Genomic DNA, 20,818 nt, shown 5'->3' with positions numbered 1-20,818 from the left:
AAAATGAGTTTTGGCTGGCAAAAACGCAAAAAAACGCAAAAAACCGCTCGAAAACTCAATTTTCGAGCAACAAACGTCCGTTTCGTTCAAAATAGGGCAGAAATGTGAAATTTTTGCCGTGCGTGTCGAAAAGTTTTTTCTGGCCTTATTTTTCACATGTTGATAGGAGTAAGTAGGCAAATACGGACGCTCCACAGCCAAAAAACGAAAAAAACAGGCCCAAATACAGACCTGAAGAACTATTTATTATACTAATAAAATGAAAAATTGGCAATATTTCATTAGTACTAGATTGGAAGGCAATGAAAATTACAGATTTACATTTAATTGCCAAGATTAATATAATAATACCTAGAGGGGTTCAATCCGACACCAAGACATAAACCTGCGTAACCCTGTTAAAAGGACAGGAGGTTTTTATGTGATTTTTAAACGGTAAAAATCCTCAGGACATTGTCGTGCGGACGATCCTGAGGACGGGTGTTGGGTATGCCAACTCTGTTAGTATACCTTTTTGTTGAAAAATTTAAAACAAGGAGGGCTAACCAATGAGCCTATTAAAGGAGTATAAAATGAATCAGCAAACAGTGTTGCTGACTGGAGAGTATAACGAAAACGGAAAATTATGTACAAGGGTAATTGAGGGCGAGCACACCTTTCTCGTCGATAAAAAACCGATTGAAGTGATCGACAAAACGATGCTTGGCCTCGGGTCCAATTTTCATGCTGGCCGAAAAAGCGCGAGAGAAATACTTGGCGATGTCCATATGTGCCCGATTAAAGTCAATTGCCAGCTTGGAATTTGGCTGTTTCCGACGAAGTCATACAATCATGACTTTTGCGTCTGGTTTTCGCTTCAACATGTGCAAAAAACGAGATCACTTGGAATCCGCAAAACAGAAGTGTATTTAAGCTATCATCATACGTTTATCGTCAATATGAAGCAGTCCACCTTCCAAGATCGGAAGCAGAGGGCAAATGACTTGCGGGAGGAAATGCTGAAAAATTCCCAAGGACAGCTGAATTTCTGTGTCGAGCCGAAAAAGGGTCTGATGATTTGTGAAGGAGAAGGAAGAAACAGATACGAAATCAGGAAGTAATCCAGAGGATCCATTTCCAGTAAAAATATTGAAAGCGATTTCTAGTTGCGGTATACTGCAAATAAGTTAATCAACGTGATGGAGTCGGGGAGAATCACACAGACAAATCCTTTCATTGGGGCTGTTTCTGTAGCGATTCTCCTCTTTTCATTAATGGGGGAGGAATAGGGAATGGAAACGTTTATCTTATCATTGGACCAGGGGACGACGAGCTCGAGGGCCATTCTTTTTAATAAAAAAGGGGAAATCGTCCACGTTGCGCAAAAAGAATTTACCCAGCTTTTTCCCAAGCCTGGTTGGGTCGAGCATAATGCGAATGAAATCTGGGGTTCGATCCTCGCGGTTATTGCGAGCGTTCTTTCGGAATCGAATGTAAAACCAGAACAAATAGCGGGAATCGGAATCACCAATCAGCGGGAAACGACCGTTGTCTGGGATAAAGAAACGGGAATGCCTGTCTACCATGCGATCGTTTGGCAATCTAGGCAGACAAGCCAAATATGCGAGCAGTTGAAGGCCGCCGGTCATAACGAGCTTTTTCGGGAAAAAACTGGCTTGCTGATTGACGCTTATTTTTCCGGGACAAAAGTGAAATGGATTCTAGACCATGTGGAGGGCGCGAAGGAGAAGGCGGAAGCAGGGAAGCTTCTGTTCGGCACGATCGATACTTGGCTGATCTATAAGCTATCCGGCGGCCGGGCCCACGTGACAGATTACAGCAACGCCTCGCGGACATTGATGTTCAATATCCATGAGCTCAAATGGGACGAAGAGCTCCTCGACATCCTCGGTGTTCCAGCGTCGATGCTGCCAGAGGTTCGGCCTTCCTCTGAAGTGTATGCAAAAACGGTGCCTTATCATTTCTTCGGGGAGGAAATCCCGATCGCTGGGGCGGCAGGTGACCAGCAGGCAGCGCTGTTCGGGCAGGCTTGCTTTGGGGAAGGCATGGGCAAAAACACGTATGGCACCGGATGTTTCATGCTGATGAATACCGGGGAAAAGGCGGTAAAATCGGAACACGGCTTGTTGACGACGATTGCCTGGGGCTTGAATAGCAAGGTGGAATATGCGCTCGAAGGCAGTATTTTCGTTGCCGGATCGGCACTTCAATGGCTGCGGGATGGCTTGAGAATGCTGAAAAGCGCCAGCGATAGCGAGGCGTATGCCGAAAAGGTCGAATCGACGGAAGGAGTTTATGTCGTTCCGGCCTTCGTTGGACTCGGAACCCCTTATTGGGACAGCGACGTCAGAGGAGCAGTATTCGGCTTGACCCGCGGAACGACGAAGGAACATTTCGTCCGGGCAACCCTGGAATCGCTTGCCTATCAGACGAAGGATGTCCTGGCGGCGATGGAAGCAGACTCCCGCATCGAGCTGAAAACGCTGCGCGTCGATGGCGGTGCCGTGAAGAACAACTTCCTGATGAAATTCCAAAGCGACATCCTTGATGTTCCCGTCGAACGGCCGGTAGTCAACGAAACCACAGCCCTCGGAGCAGCCTATTTAGCCGGTCTCGCAGTCGGGTATTGGGACAGCCAGCAAGAAATAGCCTCCCAATGGGCCGTTGATAAGCGGTTTGAACCACAGATGACAGAAGCAACGCGCCAACAGCTCTACAGCCGCTGGAAAAAAGCCGTTCAAGCAGCGATGGCGTTTAAATAATAAATGGAAAAAGCATGCTGATGGCATGCTTTTTCAATCGGTTCTAAGAGCTTACATTTGATTTAGCAGCACCGTTACCGCTGCACTGAGGATGATGGTTGCTAAAAATAATCCTGCATATACTAGTTTTTTCTGCTTTGCTTTTTTCCGTTGCTTTTCTTCTGGCGTAAGCCAATAATAGTTTGACATCAATTTTCACCCTTTGAGATTGATGGTAGCTGGCTGACATTCCATATCGGAAGAAGTCCCTATAGCTTTGCGTCACCATCTTTCGATGATTTTGCCCCACTAATAACTATCTCAATTCAGGAAAAATAAGCAATAGGTATTTTGTCACAAATTGTCGGATGGAGGGGAATGGTAAGGTAGGAATTCCATTGGAAAACAAGGAGCGATACGTGGATGCAAGTTTTTTAGACAATCTATAAGGAACAAACGTAAGAAAAGAGGCAAAGTTCTCCTTCCGTTTGTTCCAAAATAAACTCGGGGGTTAATCCAAAACCAGGATCCATTCTCACTGGTCACTATTGCGCTTCTTTTTGGATTGATTGCTGATGACAGTAAGCAACAATAATTTTTCCTCCGGCCGTAACATACTCCAACTGCCTGCTTTTACTTTCATTTCAACCACTCCTCTGTTAACTGTCTTAATCCATATATACCGCTTTTTCTGAAAAATAAAACAACAAAAGTTTCTACAAATTACCAGATCATTCTCCATATATGTCTAGGAATTTTTGTCGAATCGAGACTAAAGGTGCAGAAATAAGGGAAAATTTAACGGAGTTCTATTTCTATTCGTAAGCGTGGAATTATTTTCAAGAATGATACAAGTACCCATTTGAAATTTTGACTCAGTCCCAGGACCTAGATCACTTTACAGACCAAGTCTGTAGAAAAATAGTCGAATTTGCAGTATGGTAGAAGGAGAAAACTTTTCGAAATGAAACATTTCTGCCTCCTATTCGTATAAATAGGAAGATTAAATACAGGAGTCGATACGAATGAATAAATTCCTTTTACGATTCATGCAAGTTGGTTCGGCAATTCCTTTTTCCGCGTTCATCTGGCTGCTGACCTTTGCTGGTTTTAACCAGACTTTTTGGATGTCCTCGCTTTACGGGGTGATTGGCGCTGGCGTCATGTTCTTTGGCGTTGGATACTATCTGGAAAGAAACGTCCGTGAAAAAAACAGACTGACCAAGAAGGAATACAAATATATACAGAGAAATTTGAAAGAAGCAAATGAAAAAATGAAAAAGATCCAGAAATCGCTCTTTACCATCCGCCATATCCGTTCGTTGAAACAAAGAATGGAGCTTTTGCGGCTTTTAAAAAACATTCAGAGGCTAACTACTCGAGAGCCAAGAAGATTTTTCACGGCAGAGCAATTTTATTTTTCCCATCTCGATTCAATCATGGAGCTTAGCGAAAAGTACGCCTTTCTTTCGTCCCAGCCAGGCAAAAACCGCGAACTGGAGCACTCCTTATATGATACCCAAGATACATTAAAGGAGCTTACCAAAATCGTGGAGAAAGACTTGAATACGATGCTCGAAGACGACCTTGACGATCTCCACTTTGAAATCGACGTAGCAAAGCACTCCATCAAAAACCGAAATGAAATTCCTGACGAAACCAGGAGGTTGAAATAATCCCACTGGGGTCTGACCCCCGGCGCTTTAAAGCTTTACCGTAGTGGGGGTCTGACCCCCACTGATTTGTATTTTTGTGTTGGATTGTGATATGGTTGTTATGTTACTTTTGAGTATAGTATTTGTTTAGGGGGTTCCTTAAATAGGATGTTGAAAAATCTTGCTCCGGGAATGAAAATTAGTATTTCCAGGTCTATTTCTATGTCATTTGAGCAATATATGAGCAGAATAGGTTGGGATGAAAATAAGTATAATCTTGATAATTTTATTACGGAATGGCGTGAATACATCGTCCATTCATCATCATGGTACAGTCAGCTCAGCGAGGAAGTAAAAGCTGATCCTGGTTTCCATGAAGATCTTGCGGTAAAAATCAATGAAACAATTGAAAAAATCTTTAATGAAGAGCCTACTCGGCAACAAATGGAAGAAATCGAAAAGCTCGAGGAAAAGCTTGGAAAAGAGTTGGATTACGCTTGCAAGATGGAAGCAAAATACATCATCGACACAAAAAGAACATAAGCATATCAATGAGTAGAAATATACGGTGGTTGTTCAACAAACTCATGCAGTATCTATCTATCATTGTTAAACCGGCAGTCCATAAAACGTGGGCTGTCTTTTTTTGCTTTTTACCATCCGAACGAAAAATACCATCCATTTTCCTCCTTGCCAGCTTCGCCATCCAACGTATTTGAGAATTATCTTTCCTTCTAAGGAAACTTTTCCTAGTTCAAATCGTCTGTAAAAATGGGAACTTATACTAAAATATACCTTTAAGAGTGTTAAAAATTTACAGCATCTGTCGATAGTAATATGATCGGATTTAAAATAGCGTAAAAAAGAAAGGTATCCACTATGAAAAGACTAGCAGTATTACTTATTGGCGGGTTAATGGCCATCAGCAATTTAAGTGCATCACACGCAGCCGCAACGGAAATAGAATTCTCTGATATGAACAGGAATTACTGGGCGTATCACGAAATTAAGTTTCTTACGGAAAAGGACGTAATAAGAGGAGCTTCAGGAAAGTTTTTACCGAATAGAACGATTACTAGACTTGACGCAGCCGTCATGATCGGGCGGGCAATGAATCTAGCGGCACAAGGGGAAACGGCAACGGTGCCTGCGGACATGTTCGTTTCAACAAGGGGATATCAGGAGGTTATGGCAAGTCTGGAAAAAGGGATGTTCGCATTGGATGACGGTAAATTTAGGCCGAACGAGAATTTAACCAGAAAAGATATGGCAAGAGTTCTAACTGTTGGTTTCGGGTACGAAGGAACAGGGCAGTCGACTTTCACCGACGTGCCACCAACATTCCCATATTACTCATACATAGATGCAATCTCCGCAAATGATGTGACCACCGGGTACAGCGATGGCACGTTCAGGCCAGACATGCCGGTAAACAGGCTGCAGTTTTCGATTTTTCTTGCGCGTATTTATAGCAAACCTTTGGAGTACAGTGTTAAGCAGGATGGGATTACTCTGCATAAAGTAAGAGATTCAGAGGAAGCGATCAGCCTAGCTATGACCTATCCTAAGGCGACCGTTCATCCAGTAAGCAATTCAATGGTCACCTTTTCTGAAAAAACAGGTGATTTGAATCTAACAGGGATTCACAACGGTGTGCTCATATATAATGGTGCAGAAAACTATATCACGTTTTCACCAGAATTCTTTAGACCTTATATAACACCTAATGGAAGCTCGGGCACATTATTCGATAGCTTTATTTTTCTTGGAAGGAGCTATCCTGAAGGGGAGTTTGGGGTGCATGTTAAAAACAACGCTAATTATTCGGATTGGTTGTGGTATCTCAATCAAACCTTTGATGAAGCAGGAGGACTTAATAACCTGAATGAAGCAGCGAAAGGTTTGGGGAAAACGGTTAATGTTTATATTGCTATCCCTTATCCGAAAATGGAGGGAACATTTATGGATCTTGAGGGCAATAAACATACAAATTCTATGACGGAACGCGAGAAGATCGTTTCATGGTATATCGAACAGACAGAAATACTTTGGGATGTCGCAGCTTATGAAAATCTTCATTTTAAGGGCTATTACTGGTTCAGTGAAACGATGGGTCATCGTGAAGACGAGAAAATGATCACAAAGATTTCCGATACCATTCATAATCGAAACAGAGCATTCATTTACTCGCCACATGCGACATCTTCAAATTTCGAACACTGGAAAAATTATGGTTTTGATGGAGCCTATCTACAGCCTAATACGTTCAGGCTGAAAATTACGGATACTGAAGCACGGCTTCACAGAGCCTTTCTGCAAGCGCAGATATACGGAAGTGGGATCAACCTTGAAATCGATCAATACGGACCTCTTCAAATAGAAGCAGGACTGGAGAACTTTAAGCAGTACATCGACATGGCCTATCGATATGAACTTTCAGGTCAAAGCCTCATTTTCTATCAAGGAGTAGGCATGGTAGACCGGATGATCAAATACTGGAATCTTCCATCCTATAACCAAGCCTACCAATTACTTGGTAGTCTGGCATATTAATAAAAATATTGTCGCTAGTGAAATCGGCCCATAAATAGGTAAATTCACTAGTTAAAAAGATGGTAATGATCTTGAATTATTTTCTTCTAAATGAACAAAAATTAAAATTTACCCAATTTCAACTAATATGAAACATGTAATTTATACCATTTATATCTTCTGAAAACGTTGATAAATCAGTAATTAGCTCTTTTTATCCTGGTTTTTGAGAACATGTTTCGCCTTTTTGTAGCTAAATTGGATGATTCAGGAACGTTTTCCATGTGGTAAAATGTAAAAAAAAGACGAAAGGAGCAGACGAATGAAGCAATTTGTCATAAGTATTTTACTAGCTTTGTTGATTCTGCCATTTACAGCGAATAGCTCTGAAGCGGCTGTAACTTTTTTAGATGTTGATAGTTCGCATCGGTCTTATCAAGAGATCAGTTACCTTGCCGGCGGAAACATAGTCTTTGGAACAGGGGGGTATTTTGATCCTAATAGTTCAGTTACCCGTGCTGAAGCAGCTACCATGTTGGGACGGGCCATGAATTTGAATGGCACAAAAAGAGCAACGATGTTTAAAGACGTTGATTCAGGAAGTTTTGCTTCAGGTTACATACAGTCGGCGGTTGAAAAAGGTATTATTTCAGGATACTCAGATGGGACCTTCAAACCTGAGCAACCAGTAAAGCGCGGCGAAATGGCTATCCTCATAAACAGAGCGTTTGGATATGGAGGAACTGAGTCCATTTCAGCCGCAAATGCACTTCTGGAAAAGGGAATTGCCCAGGGAATTTCAACAGGAGATTTTGGATATTATCTAGAAATAAAAAGAGCGGACTTTTCCGTTTTTTTAGCGAGAGCGATCAATTACAAGTATCGAATCAATGCTTCAGCTGAGTTTGGTGGAGATCTGCAAATCATGGCGGATTCGCTGAATGTACGTTCAGGCCCATCGACCAAATTCCCTATTGTTCATGAGCTGCCAATTGCGACAAAGGTAGAAGCCGCGTACAGAGTAGGGGATTGGGTATTTATCCGTTCAGCTGGAGTGGAAGGACTTGTGCATGGTGCTTACCTTACTGGCACGTACCCTTCCTTCATGAATAAACCATTACCTGCTTCCACCCCATTAAGTGAACAGATGATCATCATTGACCCTGGTCATGGAGGAAAGGATCCTGGAGCGTCGGGTTATGGAATTCAAGAAAAAGCAGTCGTTCTGGATACAGCACTAAAAGTAAAAGCTCTTTTGGACAAAACTCCTTTTTCCTATAAGTTAACGCGGGAAGCGGATGTTTACTTATCACTTTCTCAACGCGTCAGCTTGGCGAAGAGTGTCGGTGGTGATACGTTTGTCAGTATTCATGCGAATGCCTTTAATGGGTCTGCGAACGGAACAGAGGTTTATTACTATGGTACATCCGCAACCAATCCTTACCAATCTGACAGCAAAAAACTGGCAGCAGCCATCCAGAATCGCCTATTGGCAGCATGGAAGCTATATGATCGAGGAATTGACCACGGTGATTTTCATGTTCTCCGTGAAAATTCAATGCCAGCAGTCCTAGTAGAATTAGGATTCATTGATAATAAGGAAGATAATGAGAAGCTTGCATCAGCTTGGTGGCGTCAGGAAGCAGCCGAAGCTATATATCTCGGTATTCTTGATTATTACAATGAAAAAGGCTATAACGTATCGTATTTATATAATAATGTAAATTAGTTTTTAATAATAGAAAAGGAGTCTTTTAATAGGCTCCTTTTCTAGTATAATCATAGTATACTTCGATTAGTGTCTAACTCAAACGCTTGCCATGGCTGGACACGGTGCTTGTGTTTTTCAAGTGAAAGGACTTTTTTGAGAAACGAGGAAATAGCATGAAAAACTGGATTGCATCACTGATGATTTTCATATTAATCGCTTCGGCGGCTGTCCCATCCTTTGCATCTAACGTGGATCCAATAGCAGAGCCGGAACGCTTTATCGTATTTTACGAGGAGAATTCCGCACTTAAGGCAATTGAGGAAAATGGCGGGGAAATTATCCAGTCATATGCTTCTATAAAAGCTGCTACGGTAGTAACGGAACAAGACACGCTCGAGGGGCTGGTTTCTCTTGGAAAAATCTCTGGCTTCCAAAAAGAGAAAAAGTACGAAGCAAAAGCGCAAATTACCCCTTGGGCGCACGTGAATATTAATATTCCGGCAAAAGTACCTACTACTTTAACTGGGGCGGGGGTAAAAGTGGCGATTATCGATACTGGCATTGACCCTAACCATCCAGATCTGACTGTTAAAGACGGAACCTGTACACTGGATGACTCAGTTAGTCCAGATGCTTGCAGTAAATCCTACCTGGATGAAAATGGTCATGGAACGCATGTAGCGGGAATCATTGCCGCAAAAAATAATGAGATCGGCATAGTCGGTGTCGCTCCCAGTGCAGAGCTTTTTGCAGTAAAAGCACTTGATGGCAACGGAGAAGGAACAACGTCAACGATTATGGCCGGCGTTGACTGGGCCATTCGGAAGGGTGTGGATATTATCAATATGAGTTTAACCACGCCGTATCCTGACACGGGAATCAAGGCGATGGTTGATGAGGCCAATGCAAATGGAATCATGGTCATCGCTGCAGCAGGCAATGAGGGGAATTCTTCAGGAAGTGGAGATAGTATAGAATATCCTGCGAAATTCCCAAGTGTTATCGCAGTTGCATCTACCAATTCAGATAATCGCAGAGCATTAACATCTGCAACGGGACAGGAAATCGAGCTTGCGGCTCCAGGAGAGGGGATATACTCTACTTTCCCAACTAGTCTGGTGAGTTCAGGTTACGCAACTAGGAGCGGCACGTCGATGGCAACTCCTTTCGTTGCCGGCATGGCAGCACTCTATAAAGAAAAGTACCCAAGCTATACAAATGATCAAATTCGCTCGCTGCTGCAAAAAAACGCTAAGGATTTAGGATTGGCTGGAAGAGACCCTTTATATGGATTCGGACTTGTCCAGACTGACATGGCTCCTATAAACGAAACGCAGGAACCCCTCACTTTTGCCACTGGTGTAAAAGGATCCCTTAAGCTTAATATGCAGACTTTATTGGAGAAGTATCAAGCCTATTCCATCTATAGAGATGGGAGGTTAATTGCCGATAAAGCAAACTTGCCTTCGTTTGAGGATTATGGAAAAAGTGGTTCCATTAAATATACAATTTATCCTTGGCTCAATGGAAGCATGCTCAAGGATCAAGCGAATGAAACAATTGTATCGCTTGCCAGTCCGGTAATTCCGGACCTTGATAATTCAGTATGGTACAGCCGGAACATCATGTACTTATATTCTAAGAATATAGTCAAGGGGAACGCCTTTGACCAGGTGCACCCCGCTATTAATGTCACCCGGGCTGAAGCGATTGCCATGCTTGGCAGGGCAATCGGGCTGAATGGCACACAAAGAACGACAAGGTTCACCGATGTACCGAGCAGTAGTTTCGCATCCGGATATGTACAATCAGCTTACGAACAAGGCATTATCAGCGGCCGGGCAAATAAAACCTTCCTACCTAATGAATATGTAACACGAGCCGAAATGGCAATCATGCTGTCAAAAGCATACAAACTGCCTAACGCACCAACAGGCAGTTTCAGCGACGTAACAGCAGAAATAGCAGGGTACCAGCAAATCTACAACCTAGAAGCAGCCAAAATCGCATCAGGATACACAGACGGAACCTTCAAACCAAACGCAAAAATGCAAAGATCCACCTACTCCGTCTTCCTATCCAAAGCCAACAATGCTGCACTAAAGTAAAGCACTGGGGGTCTGACCCCCAGTGCGTTAACGTGATAAAGTCTACCTAAACAAACAAAGGCGCTCAACTTATGGGCGCCTTTGTTTGTCTTTCAGGAATGTAAGATTCGCGTTCGAAAAAAAACACCGATTTACCAGATCGGTGTCAACAAAAATGGCTGATTGGCAGCCTAAGATAGAGCACCAACCAAAATCTTAACGTACATTAGTTATAGCAAAAAATGTCGAACTTTGTCGAGGGGTAAAAGTTGGTAACACCCAATTGCCGACTAAATCTATCTCAAAGTTCTTGAGTTTTTTACTATCAGACCCTAGTATTCTTACCCTTTCTACAAAACGATAAATCGATTTTGCGAAAATTGTAATATAAACGTAAAATTTCTAACCTGGGAATTCTGGTAAAATAACCTCAATGAGGCAAAAACCGATCTTATTTTCCAAAAAAATCAACCAGGCAGAGGTGTAAGGATGAAGAAACTCGTAACCAAGCTAATTTTGGCAGCGCTCATACTATCGATAATCCCATTCCAAACAGCCAAGGCAGCAACAACACAGATAGACAAAGTGGTAGATATCGCACACCAATACTTAGGAGTTCCTTATCGTTACGGTGGAACAACGCCAAACGGCTTCGATTGTTCCGGATACATAGGATATGTTTACGACCAAATCGGCGTTGATATGCCAAGGGTTTCAGCTGATCAATATAACGTCGGGAAAGCAGTATCCAAATCAAACCTCCAGCCAGGCGATCTAGTATTCTTTGAAAAAACATATGATAAAGCGGGTATTACCCATTCCGGAATCTACATAGGCGACAATAAGTTCTTAAGTGCCACGACAAGCAAGGGAATAAAAATTGACTCACTAAACAGCTCTTATTGGGGACCGAAATTTTATGGCGCAAAAAGGGTTTTGCAAGAAGTAAACCTTCAGCCAGGCGAGTACCAGGATGTACCGCAGGATCATCTTGCATATGAAGCCGTACGTACATTAAGCAATCAAAACGTCATTAAAGGTATAAATAATACGACATTCGCACCTGAACAGCCGGTTACAAGAGGACAAGCAGCAGCAATTATCAATCGTGTGCTAAAACTGAAGCCTGCATCCCTTAACGGATTTAAGGATGTATCAGCTAACTATCAATTTGCAGCTGATATTGCTGCAATCAAGGAAGCTGGAGTCATTAGCGGGTTTTCAGATGGAACTTTCCGTCCGAACAATAATTTGACAAAGGCAGAGATGGCAAAAATCGTTCAAAAAGCATTTAAGCTAACGGACCATGGAATCCAAGCAGCAAGCGCTCCCTATTCGGATGTTGCGCCTGGCTATTGGGCATATGATGCAATTTTAACAATGCACAAAATTGATACAACGAAAATTTTTAGCGGCAGTGCGTACGGCTCGTCACTGAAAGCAACTCGTGCAACATTCGCAGCATCTATCTATAATTCTATCAATGCAAGATAGCCGGGAATATTTTCCTGGCTTTTTCTATTAAAATAAATAAGCAATAGGACCGATATATAAATAGAGGAACTTAAATAAACAGTAGTTTCTGATCATTTTTTTCATTCTTTAAAAATAGTCTATCTTAATTGTAAAAAAATTGGTAGAATAAGAGAGAAATTTGTCAGTAAAAAGAGAAACTACATCTGGGGGTAGAAGAATGAGGAAGAAATTTGGCATACTTGCCTTGACTTTCGGGTTGTCAGTAAGCAGTTTATTGTCGTTTCAGCAGCCAAAGGCATATGCGCAGGATGATCTTACTGGCAGTACCTTAGAGACAGAGATGCGTGCAATGATTGCTAAAAAAGTGATCTATGGATATGGAGAAGGTGTCTATAAACCAAATCTTCATGTCAGCCGCGGACAGTTTGCGACATTTATTGCAAGGGCACTTAAATTACCTGAAAGTTCACCTGTGTTTTCTGATGTTCCATTATCATCTGGCCTTGCCTATGGGATTAACAGTGCGGCAGCTGCAGGAATCATCACGGGATTTACACCAACAATCTTTAAACCAAATGACCAGATTTCAAGGGAACAGGCAGCAGCAATGATTGACCGTGCCTTCAACTACATGCAAATTCCTCGTGAAGAAGCTGTGTTAAACTTTTCCGACGCATCTGAAATCAATAGCAAATTCAAAATGGCTGTCGCAAAAAACTCCAGGGACGGTTTGATCAAGGGTCTTTCCAATGAGGATGGTACATACAAATTCGTACCCAAAAAAACAGCAACTCGGCAGGAAGCAGCTGCATTCATCTATCGTATGCTCAACAAAATCGAAGAAACGCAAATTCCTGAAGAACCAGGTGATGCAGGAGCGGCTGGTTACAAAGTTGCTACCATCCAGTCTAATGGTGATCTAGTTTACAGCTCGAAAAATTATTCAAATTTTGCTGCAGCAAAAACCGAAGCGACTGGAAATAATCAGGTAGTAACAGTAAACGAACAAATCGTAGAAATGAATGCAGGACTGGTTTGGTCCAGGCCTCCTCTCGGCCAATCATTGACATATATATACAAAGATGCTACTTTATCTTCATCAGTTACTTACCTGCCTGCAGGTCAGGAAATGAAGTATATAGATGCAACAGAAGACTATGTGAAAGTAATTCTTGCGGGAAGAACAGTTTATGTCAAGCATGAAGAAGTGTCCATGGTACCACTTCAATTGATCGAAGGAAGAAACTATTATTCTGCTAATGCGAAAGGTGAATTGGTCCATACAATCTTTGATCCTATAAAAAAATCCTATGTGTCTTATACTATGGGACTTGCACCAAGTTTCATCGTTCAAGGTCAAAATTATTACAGCTGGGACGGTGGCCAGTTCATGAATACGACCGGAAACGTCGTGGGAACTGCCTATCAGTACTTTAATTATTTGCCAGCACGTACTGAGACTGCCTACACTGCAGATGAGTTAAATCGGTATATTGATTTTGTCCTTGCTGAAAAAGAAGCATTATTCACATCAAACCCGACAGGTTTTGCAAGATATAAGAATGCAACAACAGTGAGCAAGATCAAAGGTCTCGGAACCTATCTAAAAGAAGCAGAAGAGAAACACAATATCAACGCTTTACTCATCCTTGGAATGGCGATGCATGAAAGTGACTTTGGCATGAGCAAATATGCACAGGAGCGTAACAATCTGTTTGGCATCAAAGCATATGATAGTAACACAAATGCTGCAGAAACATTTGCTACGCCAAATGAAGCTATTGATGCATTAGCAGACCGGTACTTGAACAAGAACTATATCAATCCTCTCGGTGCGCATGCAAATGGAGCCGCAATCGGAAACAAGGCTCGAGGCTTCAATGTTAAATACGCATCAGATCCTTTCTGGGGACAAAAAATTGCTGGCCATATGCACAGAGTCGACATGTTCCTAGGAATGAAAGACCGTGGCACTCATGCTTATCAACTCGGACAAACAACAGGCGAAGGAGTGAATGCAAGAATCAATCCTGGAACGGAATCAGCAATCGTTTATTCGAATAAAAACATAGGATCACCAGTAGCAATCCTAGGATCCGTCAAGCACACAGACAACTATGAATGGCTGAAAATCCTTTCAGACGCAGAAACGCAAGAAGAAGTCTACATCCGCTCCGACCTGATCAAAAACCTACCAATCGTAAAATAAAATAATTTAACACAGTAAAGCGGTGGGGGCCTGGCCCCCACCGCTTTACTGTGTTAAATCGAATAGATATGATCGATATTATGCTGGGTTTTTCTTTTTTAGTATTCCGAGCAGTTGTCTGAAGCCTTCTCGGTAGGAGAAGTAGATTCCTGCTGTATATAGCACTGCTCCTAGCGGCACTAAAATGGCTAACTGAATGAGCGAGTACAATTCGGAAATGGTTGTGAACTGTTTGATCAAATAAATGGGGACCGCCATAATCACAGTCGGCAGAATGACCCTTGCGAACAGCTTGGCTAGCTTTAGTCGCTCCTCCTGGTCAAAATCTTTATAAACGACGAACGTCGATACGCCCAGATAATAAACGGAAACGAGTGAGCTGGTTAGCGCGAGACCAGGGTATCCAAATGGTCCAACGAAAATCCAGTTAAAGACAAGATTCAAAACAATCGTCGTAATACTGATCCTCAGCACAATCGCCGTCTTGCCGCGGGCGTACATCGATTTGGATACAATGTACTGCAAGCCCTGAGTTACAATCAAAGGGATATAATAAACAAGGGCAATATACGTATTATTTGTATCCTCTGCGGTAAAGCGCCCACGCTCGAAAACAAACGAAATCGCTTCCTTGCCAACGAGCAGCAGCCCAACCGCAATAGGCAGCAGCGTAACTAATGTAATTTGCATCCCCATAAACACCGTACGCTGGAACTTCTTATGGTTATCCACCTGTTCAGACAATAAGGTAAAAATGATCGCGGCAACGGTTGTCGCGTAAATCGCCTGCGGTATGCTCACCAGCAGGGAAGCATTGTTCAGATAGGTAACGGCAGCGCTCTCGGTACCTGAAGCAAACGACTTGTTCACAAACATATTAATCTGCCCGACAACCGAATTCAGCAATGCCGGTGCGAGCAGGACAAGGAAAGCCGAGCCAAACGCTTTTCCTACTTTAACATTTGGCTGCCACTTATACCCATTCTTAAAAAGAAAAAAGAACTGAATGAGCGTTCCGAGGAAGGTACCGAAAATAAAACCATATGCCAAGCTGTAAATTCCCCACTGCTCAGAAAACAACAGGGCAAAAACCGCACCCATTAAGGTTGCCAGCAGTTTAGAAACCTGCGTCGGGACAAATACCCGCCGTCCTTGCAAATAAGACTCAAGAATCCCATTTACTGCAATTAAGCTCATGAACAGGAAGAAAAATTGAGTAATATCAACCGCGACTTCTTCTGTTGTTTCCGTCATATTACCATAAATCAGCGGAACAATAGAAGGAACGAGGAAATAGCCAGCAAGGGTCACCCCGATGAATACGAGAAAAGTGCCATTCAAAATGCCGTTCGCATTCCGCTCTGTCTCATCCGGACTTTCCTTGCGCTTTTGCAAATACATAGGGAGGAAGACATTATTGAACCCGCCGGAGATCATCGCTACTACGAGCGTAATGAAAGAAAAAGCGAGCAAATAACCATCCGTGTACTCGCTTGCTCCGAACTCTCTGGCGATGATGCTTTCCCGCAAAAAACCTGATAGCTTAAGGACCAGGGCCAGGAGGGTGATCCAAATGGCCGTTTTTTTCATTCCTGACATATCATTTCAGTCACTTTCTATAAAAAAATTTTCAACAAAAGCCAAATCGATTTTAAAAAACGCCTAAATAAAAGTAAGGCGAAACAATGCCCGCCTTACTAGTGTATCAAACTACATCATATCAGTTATCATGGTCACAAAAAACTATTTTCGGTCTAAAGCACTCAAATAGATTTCCTCATATTTTTCAGCCGCCGCAAGATGAGAGTATTCCTCTTCAATCTTCTGACGAGCTTTTGCGGCAAAGTCTTCCCCTTGTTTTGGATTCTGCAATAAGAAAATGATCGCCTCCGCAAGCTCCTGAACATTTTTCTCCTCAACAAGCAGGCCATCCACTTTATCCTTAATGATCTCTTTCAAGCCGCCAACTGCACAGGCAACGAGCGGCGAACCGGAGCCCATCGCTTCCAGCGCGGAAATGGAAGTCGCTTCCTCCACACCCGCAGAGTGGACACTCGGCACCAACGCAACATCGGCTAGTGCATAGTAATCTTTCACCTTGTCATGTGCCACGGCTCCAAGTAAGTCTACTCTGTCTTCGATGCCATTTTCAGCAACAATTTTCTTGATTTCTGACAACGCCTCGCCATTTCCTGCATAGATTAACCTTGTATTTGGAAATTCTTTCAGTACAGCTGGCATCGCAAGCGCCGGATAAATCACACCGTTCTTTTTCGTCAAACGGCGCGGCACAAATAATATATTTTCATCATGGGAGAGGCTGTATTGATCACGAAGCGTATTTTTCCGATCTTTATCGGGCTTGAAACTATGGATATCGATAAAGTTACGGATCGCTATCCCATCCACACCAGAAATGTCCTTCACATATTGTTTCAGACGCTGGTCTACCGTAATGATCTTACGGGTGTTCTGGTAGGCCTTGATCTCGATTTCCTGCATTTCTCTCGCTTCTGGGCTGCCCTCATCGATTGAGCCTTTGCTGACAGCCTCAAAAGCCATATAACCATGGACCGTCGATACAACAGGTATCCCAGTTTCCAGCGCAGCCAATGTAGTGAAAGGATCCTGGGCATTGATAATATCATAATTCTTATTTTTATTTTTTAAAATAAGAGCTTTTAGCAAGTTCTTACGTGCATAATGGCTCCAAAGGATGCCGCGGCCCTTTCTCACTTTGTTGATCACAAAACTTGGTCCCTGTGCGTACATTTTGCGGACAACAGGTGCCACATCGGTGAACGAAAGGACATCTACTTCATGTCCGCGCTCCTCCAGTCCGGCCTTTAAAGTCGCAACATGTGTCGATAGCCCGCCAGCGTGCGGGTAGTCATAAGCGGTGGCAATAAGAATTTTCATGCTTGCCCTCCTCGGTTATTTTGACGATGAAAAATAGTTCTAGAAATATCCTGCCCATCTGCTTACTTTCCAACGAAATGCTCTTTAAGCAGATCAACATTCCGAACGGCTTCTGCACGCATTTCCGCGGCATTGCCTTCAACGATCTTGCTGTATTTTTCCCTGTTGTCTAAAAGCTGTAAACCGTTCTTCGATAACTGTTCCACATTTATTTCTTCCAGTACGGCGGAAAATTCCCACATGCCACTGCGTTTCAGCAGACTTTCGACCTTTTTGTCATAGCTTAACCCAATATGCGGCACGCCTGTCAGTGTGGAGAAAATCAATGCGTGCAATCTCATCCCGATGGTGATCTGGCATTCGCCGATGAAATTTAAATACTGATTTGGAGAGAAATTCGTGCCAAGAATATGGCATTTATCTGCATGCTTCATATGCTTGAGCACATTTTTGCTGGCCGTGTCGTCATGATGGCCTTCCATCGGCACGAACACCGGCGTGATGTCGCGGGCTTGGATCCAAGTATCGAGAATCTCTGCGATCTGTTCAAACTGCTTTATTTTTTCAAACCACGGGCGGACAGATACGGCAACAAGGTTATCCTTGCGCTCCAGCTGGAGGCTGTCCATCGCGGCTGTGTCCTTTTTCAGATGAAAAGCGAACACGATATCTGAAGTAACAACAGTCTCAGGACGCCTCACGCCTAATTTATGCAGCAGGTCCTTCGAGAACTGGTCTCGAACCGTGACGAAATCGGCCATATTGGCAAACACTTTCATCAGAATCTTTCCCCATGTGGAGTTTACCGGGCCAATCCCCTGGGAAAAGAACATCACTTTCGTTCCGACAAGTTTTGCCAAAAAGACAATCAACAAATAATACGGAAGGGGTCCGAAAAGAAAACGAGTAGGATAGGTATCCTGTAGCAAACCGCCACCGCCCGAAATCAGCAGGTCAGCTTCCTTCAAAGCCTTGACTTTTCCTTTAAAATCATGGCGCCAGCCGCGGTAAACGGCCTTTACATTATGTTCCTTCGCGGTTTGTTCCGGTGATAAGGAAAATACGGTAATTTCTGGATGGTCCAAATGCTCACGCAAGTTATCGACAATGGATTCAAGTATGGCTTCGTCACCAGTATTACCGAGACCATAAAATCCTGAAATGACAATTTTCAAAAAAGCTGCTCCTCCTTAAGATAGAAAGTATTGCAATGGTAAAACATAAGTGTAATATGCTGAAAAAAAACAAGGTGCCGAACAGAAATCGAAGCACCCAAAAGCTAAACAATATTTTAACATTATAACGGAAACCATTCAACGTTCAATGGTGCATGGTTTGACAAGATTTGATATACTATGTTAGAAATTAAAGCTAGATTGATCAGAAAGTCACAATAAATAGCGATTATTATCTGTCTTAAAAAGAGAGGTCCTTTTAATGAAAAAGATTTGTGTCATTGGATTAGGTTATATCGGATTGCCAACCGCTGCGATCTTTGCCAGAGCTGGCTATGATATTGTTGGCGTCGATGTCAGCGAACGTGTAGTGAACTCTTTAAATAAGGGAATTGTCACCATTGAAGAAGCTGGGCTCCCGGAGCTAGTGAAAGGAGCTGTCGAAAAAGGGAAGCTGCGCGCGTCTTTGAACCCTGAAGAAGCGGATGTATTCATCATCGCTGTACCAACGCCTATCCATGATGATTATACTGCAAATGTGGATTATGTTATTAATGCAACCAAAGCGATCGTTCCTTTCGTAAAAAAAGGCGATGTTGTCATTGTCGAATCAACAATCCCGCCAAGAACAATGGATGATGTCGTTGCACCAATCCTTCAAGAGGCAGGTTTAGATGTGCAAAACGACATTTTTCTTGCCCATTGCCCAGAGCGTGTGCTTCCAGGCCGCATCCTAATCGAGCTTATTGAAAACACGCGGATTGTCGGCGGGACGACTCCTGTCGCCGCAAAAAAAGCTGCAGACGTGTATCGCGCAATCGTTACCGGAGATGTGATCGAAACGGAAGCACTAACAGCGGAAATGTCCAAATTGATGGAAAATACTTTCCGGGATGTCAACATCGCCCTTGCCAATGAACTCGCTAAAATCAGTGCCAAATTAGGCGTCAACGCGCATCACGTGATCGAGCTTGCCAACAAGCATCCGCGTGTCAATATCCACCAGCCTGGACCAGGAGTCGGCGGGCACTGCCTGGCAGTCGACCCGTATTTCATCGTTGAAAAAGCACGAAACGAGTCTGTGTTGATTAAGCTGTCGCGTGATATCAATAATTCAATGCCTGAATTTGTAGTGGAGAAAATCGAAGAACTGACAGTCCAGATTGAAAAGCCGAAGATCGCTGTTCTTGGCCTAACTTATAAAGGAAACATCGATGACGTGCGCGAAAGTCCGGCAATCGAGATTTATCAACTGCTGGCACGTAACCCGCGTTTTGAAACAGTGGCGCATGACCCGCATGTCCAACAAGGCCAGGTGGCATTCCCGCTTCTTTCATTAGAGGATGCGTTGCATGATGCAAATGTTGCAGTCGTATTGGCTGATCACAATGAATTCAAAACGCTGGACAGCCAATATGTCGCTTCCAAGATGAAGACACCAGTTGTTTTTGATACGAAGAACTGCACCAACCTTGATAACGATTATCTTACTTTATATAAAATCGGTGATTTATCAGGACTGAAACCAATCCAGCTGTAAGAGGGTTTGATACTAGCGATGCAAAAAGAAAATTACTTGGGCGTCGATGTTACGCCTTATAATTATGAAGAAATCATTACAGACTTGAGAGAACGAATGAAGGCAGGCCAGCAATCCACGATTATCGCAGTCAACCCAGAAAAGGTCATGGCCGCTGAAAAAAATGAAGAGCTTCGACAGTTGATCAATTCTGCCACCTACCAGATCGCCGATGGAGTAGGAATTTTGCTTGCCTCGAAAATGAAAGGCGGCAAAATTTCTTCCCGTGTTACCGGTGTCGATATGATGGACAGGCTAATCCGCTTTGCCGCGGAGGAAAACCACAAGGTGTTTCTTTACGGTGCAAAAGAGGAAGTCGTCACAGCAGCAAAGCAAAAGCTGGAAGAAAAATACCCACGTCTTGTTATTTCCGGCTACGAAAATGGCTATGAAAAAGATCAGGACAAGATTGTCAAAAATATTAACGCTTCCGAAGCTGAATTGCTGTTTGTCGCGATGGGCAGTCCTAAGCAGGAGTTGTGGATTCGCGAGAACATGGGCAAACTGAACGTGAAAGTATTCCAGGGAGTTGGCGGAAGCTTTGACGTCTTCTCGGGAAAAGTCCAGCGCGCGCCTTTATTGTTCCGAAAGCTCGGCATCGAGTGGCTCTATCGCTTGTTAAAAGAACCAAAGCGTTTCAAGCGCCAGCTGGCATTGCCGAAATTCCTGGCAAGAATTCTCACCGCAAAATAACAGTGAAAATTTTTTAAAAAATAAGGCTTGAACTAACTATT

The 20,818-nt window shown here is 43.1% G+C and carries 15 protein-coding genes and 1 riboswitch; of the genes, 11 read left to right on the top strand and 4 right to left on the bottom strand.

What is annotated here, in order from left to right; genetic code table 11:
- Positions 1-548 precede the first annotated feature (548 nt).
- Together J2S25_RS01840 and glpK are read left to right on the top strand one after the other, a co-directional pair.
- On the top strand, positions 549-1,100 hold the full coding sequence (locus J2S25_RS01840) for a competence protein ComK (RefSeq protein WP_044390244.1): 552 nt from the start codon (positions 549-551) through the stop codon (positions 1,098-1,100).
- Between the two features lie 171 nt (positions 1,101-1,271).
- Positions 1,272-2,762 (top strand): glycerol kinase GlpK, encoded by a 1,491-nt coding sequence (gene glpK / locus J2S25_RS01835; RefSeq protein ID WP_307191067.1) that lies wholly within the window; start codon positions 1,272-1,274, stop codon positions 2,760-2,762.
- 51 nt (positions 2,763-2,813) lie between these two features.
- Here the strand turns inward: glpK and J2S25_RS01830 are convergent, their stop codons facing one another.
- Complete coding sequence (locus J2S25_RS01830; RefSeq protein ID WP_307191066.1) at positions 2,814-2,951, bottom strand: hypothetical protein; 138 nt, start codon at positions 2,949-2,951, stop codon at positions 2,814-2,816.
- A 21-nt stretch (positions 2,952-2,972) separates the two neighbouring features.
- A riboswitch (cyclic di-GMP riboswitch) is annotated at positions 2,973-3,057 on the bottom strand.
- A 709-nt stretch (positions 3,058-3,766) separates the two neighbouring features.
- Here J2S25_RS01830 and J2S25_RS01825 point away from each other — a divergent pair.
- The 7 genes from J2S25_RS01825 to J2S25_RS01795 all read left to right on the top strand — a co-directional run bounded on the left by J2S25_RS01825 (position 3,767) and on the right by J2S25_RS01795 (position 14,411).
- The gene (locus J2S25_RS01825; protein ID WP_044390246.1) at positions 3,767-4,417 is read left to right on the top strand and encodes a 5-bromo-4-chloroindolyl phosphate hydrolysis family protein; all 651 of its coding nucleotides are present in this window, start codon (positions 3,767-3,769) and stop codon (positions 4,415-4,417) included.
- A 147-nt stretch (positions 4,418-4,564) separates the two neighbouring features.
- Positions 4,565-4,939 (top strand): hypothetical protein, encoded by a 375-nt coding sequence (locus J2S25_RS01820; protein WP_044390247.1) that lies wholly within the window; start codon positions 4,565-4,567, stop codon positions 4,937-4,939.
- A 336-nt stretch (positions 4,940-5,275) separates the two neighbouring features.
- Positions 5,276-6,949: a DUF4855 domain-containing protein gene (locus tag J2S25_RS01815; RefSeq protein ID WP_307191065.1), complete on the top strand. Its 1,674-nt coding sequence runs from the start codon at positions 5,276-5,278 to the stop codon at positions 6,947-6,949.
- 301 nt (positions 6,950-7,250) lie between these two features.
- Positions 7,251-8,657, top strand: coding sequence for an N-acetylmuramoyl-L-alanine amidase (locus J2S25_RS01810; RefSeq protein WP_307191064.1), 1,407 nt, complete (start codon positions 7,251-7,253; stop codon positions 8,655-8,657).
- A gap of 155 nt (positions 8,658-8,812) precedes the next feature.
- The gene (locus J2S25_RS01805; RefSeq protein WP_307191063.1) at positions 8,813-10,747 is read left to right on the top strand and encodes a S8 family peptidase; all 1,935 of its coding nucleotides are present in this window, start codon (positions 8,813-8,815) and stop codon (positions 10,745-10,747) included.
- A 468-nt stretch (positions 10,748-11,215) separates the two neighbouring features.
- Positions 11,216-12,220 carry a C40 family peptidase gene (locus tag J2S25_RS01800; RefSeq protein WP_052806886.1) on the top strand — a complete coding sequence of 335 codons (1,005 nt, stop codon included), beginning with the start codon at positions 11,216-11,218 and terminating at the stop codon, positions 12,218-12,220.
- A gap of 199 nt (positions 12,221-12,419) precedes the next feature.
- A complete protein-coding gene (locus tag J2S25_RS01795) occupies positions 12,420-14,411 on the top strand; it encodes an S-layer homology domain-containing protein (protein ID WP_307191062.1) in 1,992 nt (663 codons plus the stop codon).
- Between the two features lie 78 nt (positions 14,412-14,489).
- Here J2S25_RS01795 and murJ read toward each other — a convergent pair whose 3' ends face one another.
- From murJ to csaB, 3 genes are all read right to left on the bottom strand, one after another.
- Positions 14,490-16,010 (bottom strand): murein biosynthesis integral membrane protein MurJ, encoded by a 1,521-nt coding sequence (murJ, locus tag J2S25_RS01790; protein ID WP_307191061.1) that lies wholly within the window; start codon positions 16,008-16,010, stop codon positions 14,490-14,492.
- 144 nt (positions 16,011-16,154) lie between these two features.
- Positions 16,155-17,330: a glycosyltransferase family 4 protein gene (locus J2S25_RS01785; RefSeq protein WP_307191060.1), complete on the bottom strand. Its 1,176-nt coding sequence runs from the start codon at positions 17,328-17,330 to the stop codon at positions 16,155-16,157.
- A 62-nt stretch (positions 17,331-17,392) separates the two neighbouring features.
- Complete coding sequence (gene csaB, locus J2S25_RS01780; protein WP_307191059.1) at positions 17,393-18,505, bottom strand: polysaccharide pyruvyl transferase CsaB; 1,113 nt, start codon at positions 18,503-18,505, stop codon at positions 17,393-17,395.
- A gap of 262 nt (positions 18,506-18,767) precedes the next feature.
- On the opposite strand from csaB, the gene J2S25_RS01775 reads away from it, so the two are divergent.
- Positions 18,768-20,045, top strand: coding sequence for a nucleotide sugar dehydrogenase (locus tag J2S25_RS01775; RefSeq protein WP_307191058.1), 1,278 nt, complete (start codon positions 18,768-18,770; stop codon positions 20,043-20,045).
- Between the two features lie 18 nt (positions 20,046-20,063).
- Complete coding sequence (locus J2S25_RS01770; RefSeq protein WP_044390263.1) at positions 20,064-20,777, top strand: WecB/TagA/CpsF family glycosyltransferase; 714 nt, start codon at positions 20,064-20,066, stop codon at positions 20,775-20,777.
- Positions 20,778-20,818 lie beyond the last annotated feature (41 nt).

The organism is Mesobacillus stamsii, assembly GCF_030814065.1.
Taxonomy (GTDB): Bacteria; Bacillota; Bacilli; order Bacillales; family Cytobacillaceae; genus Mesobacillus; species Mesobacillus stamsii.
This window is presented reverse-complemented; position numbering and strand designations above follow the sequence as displayed.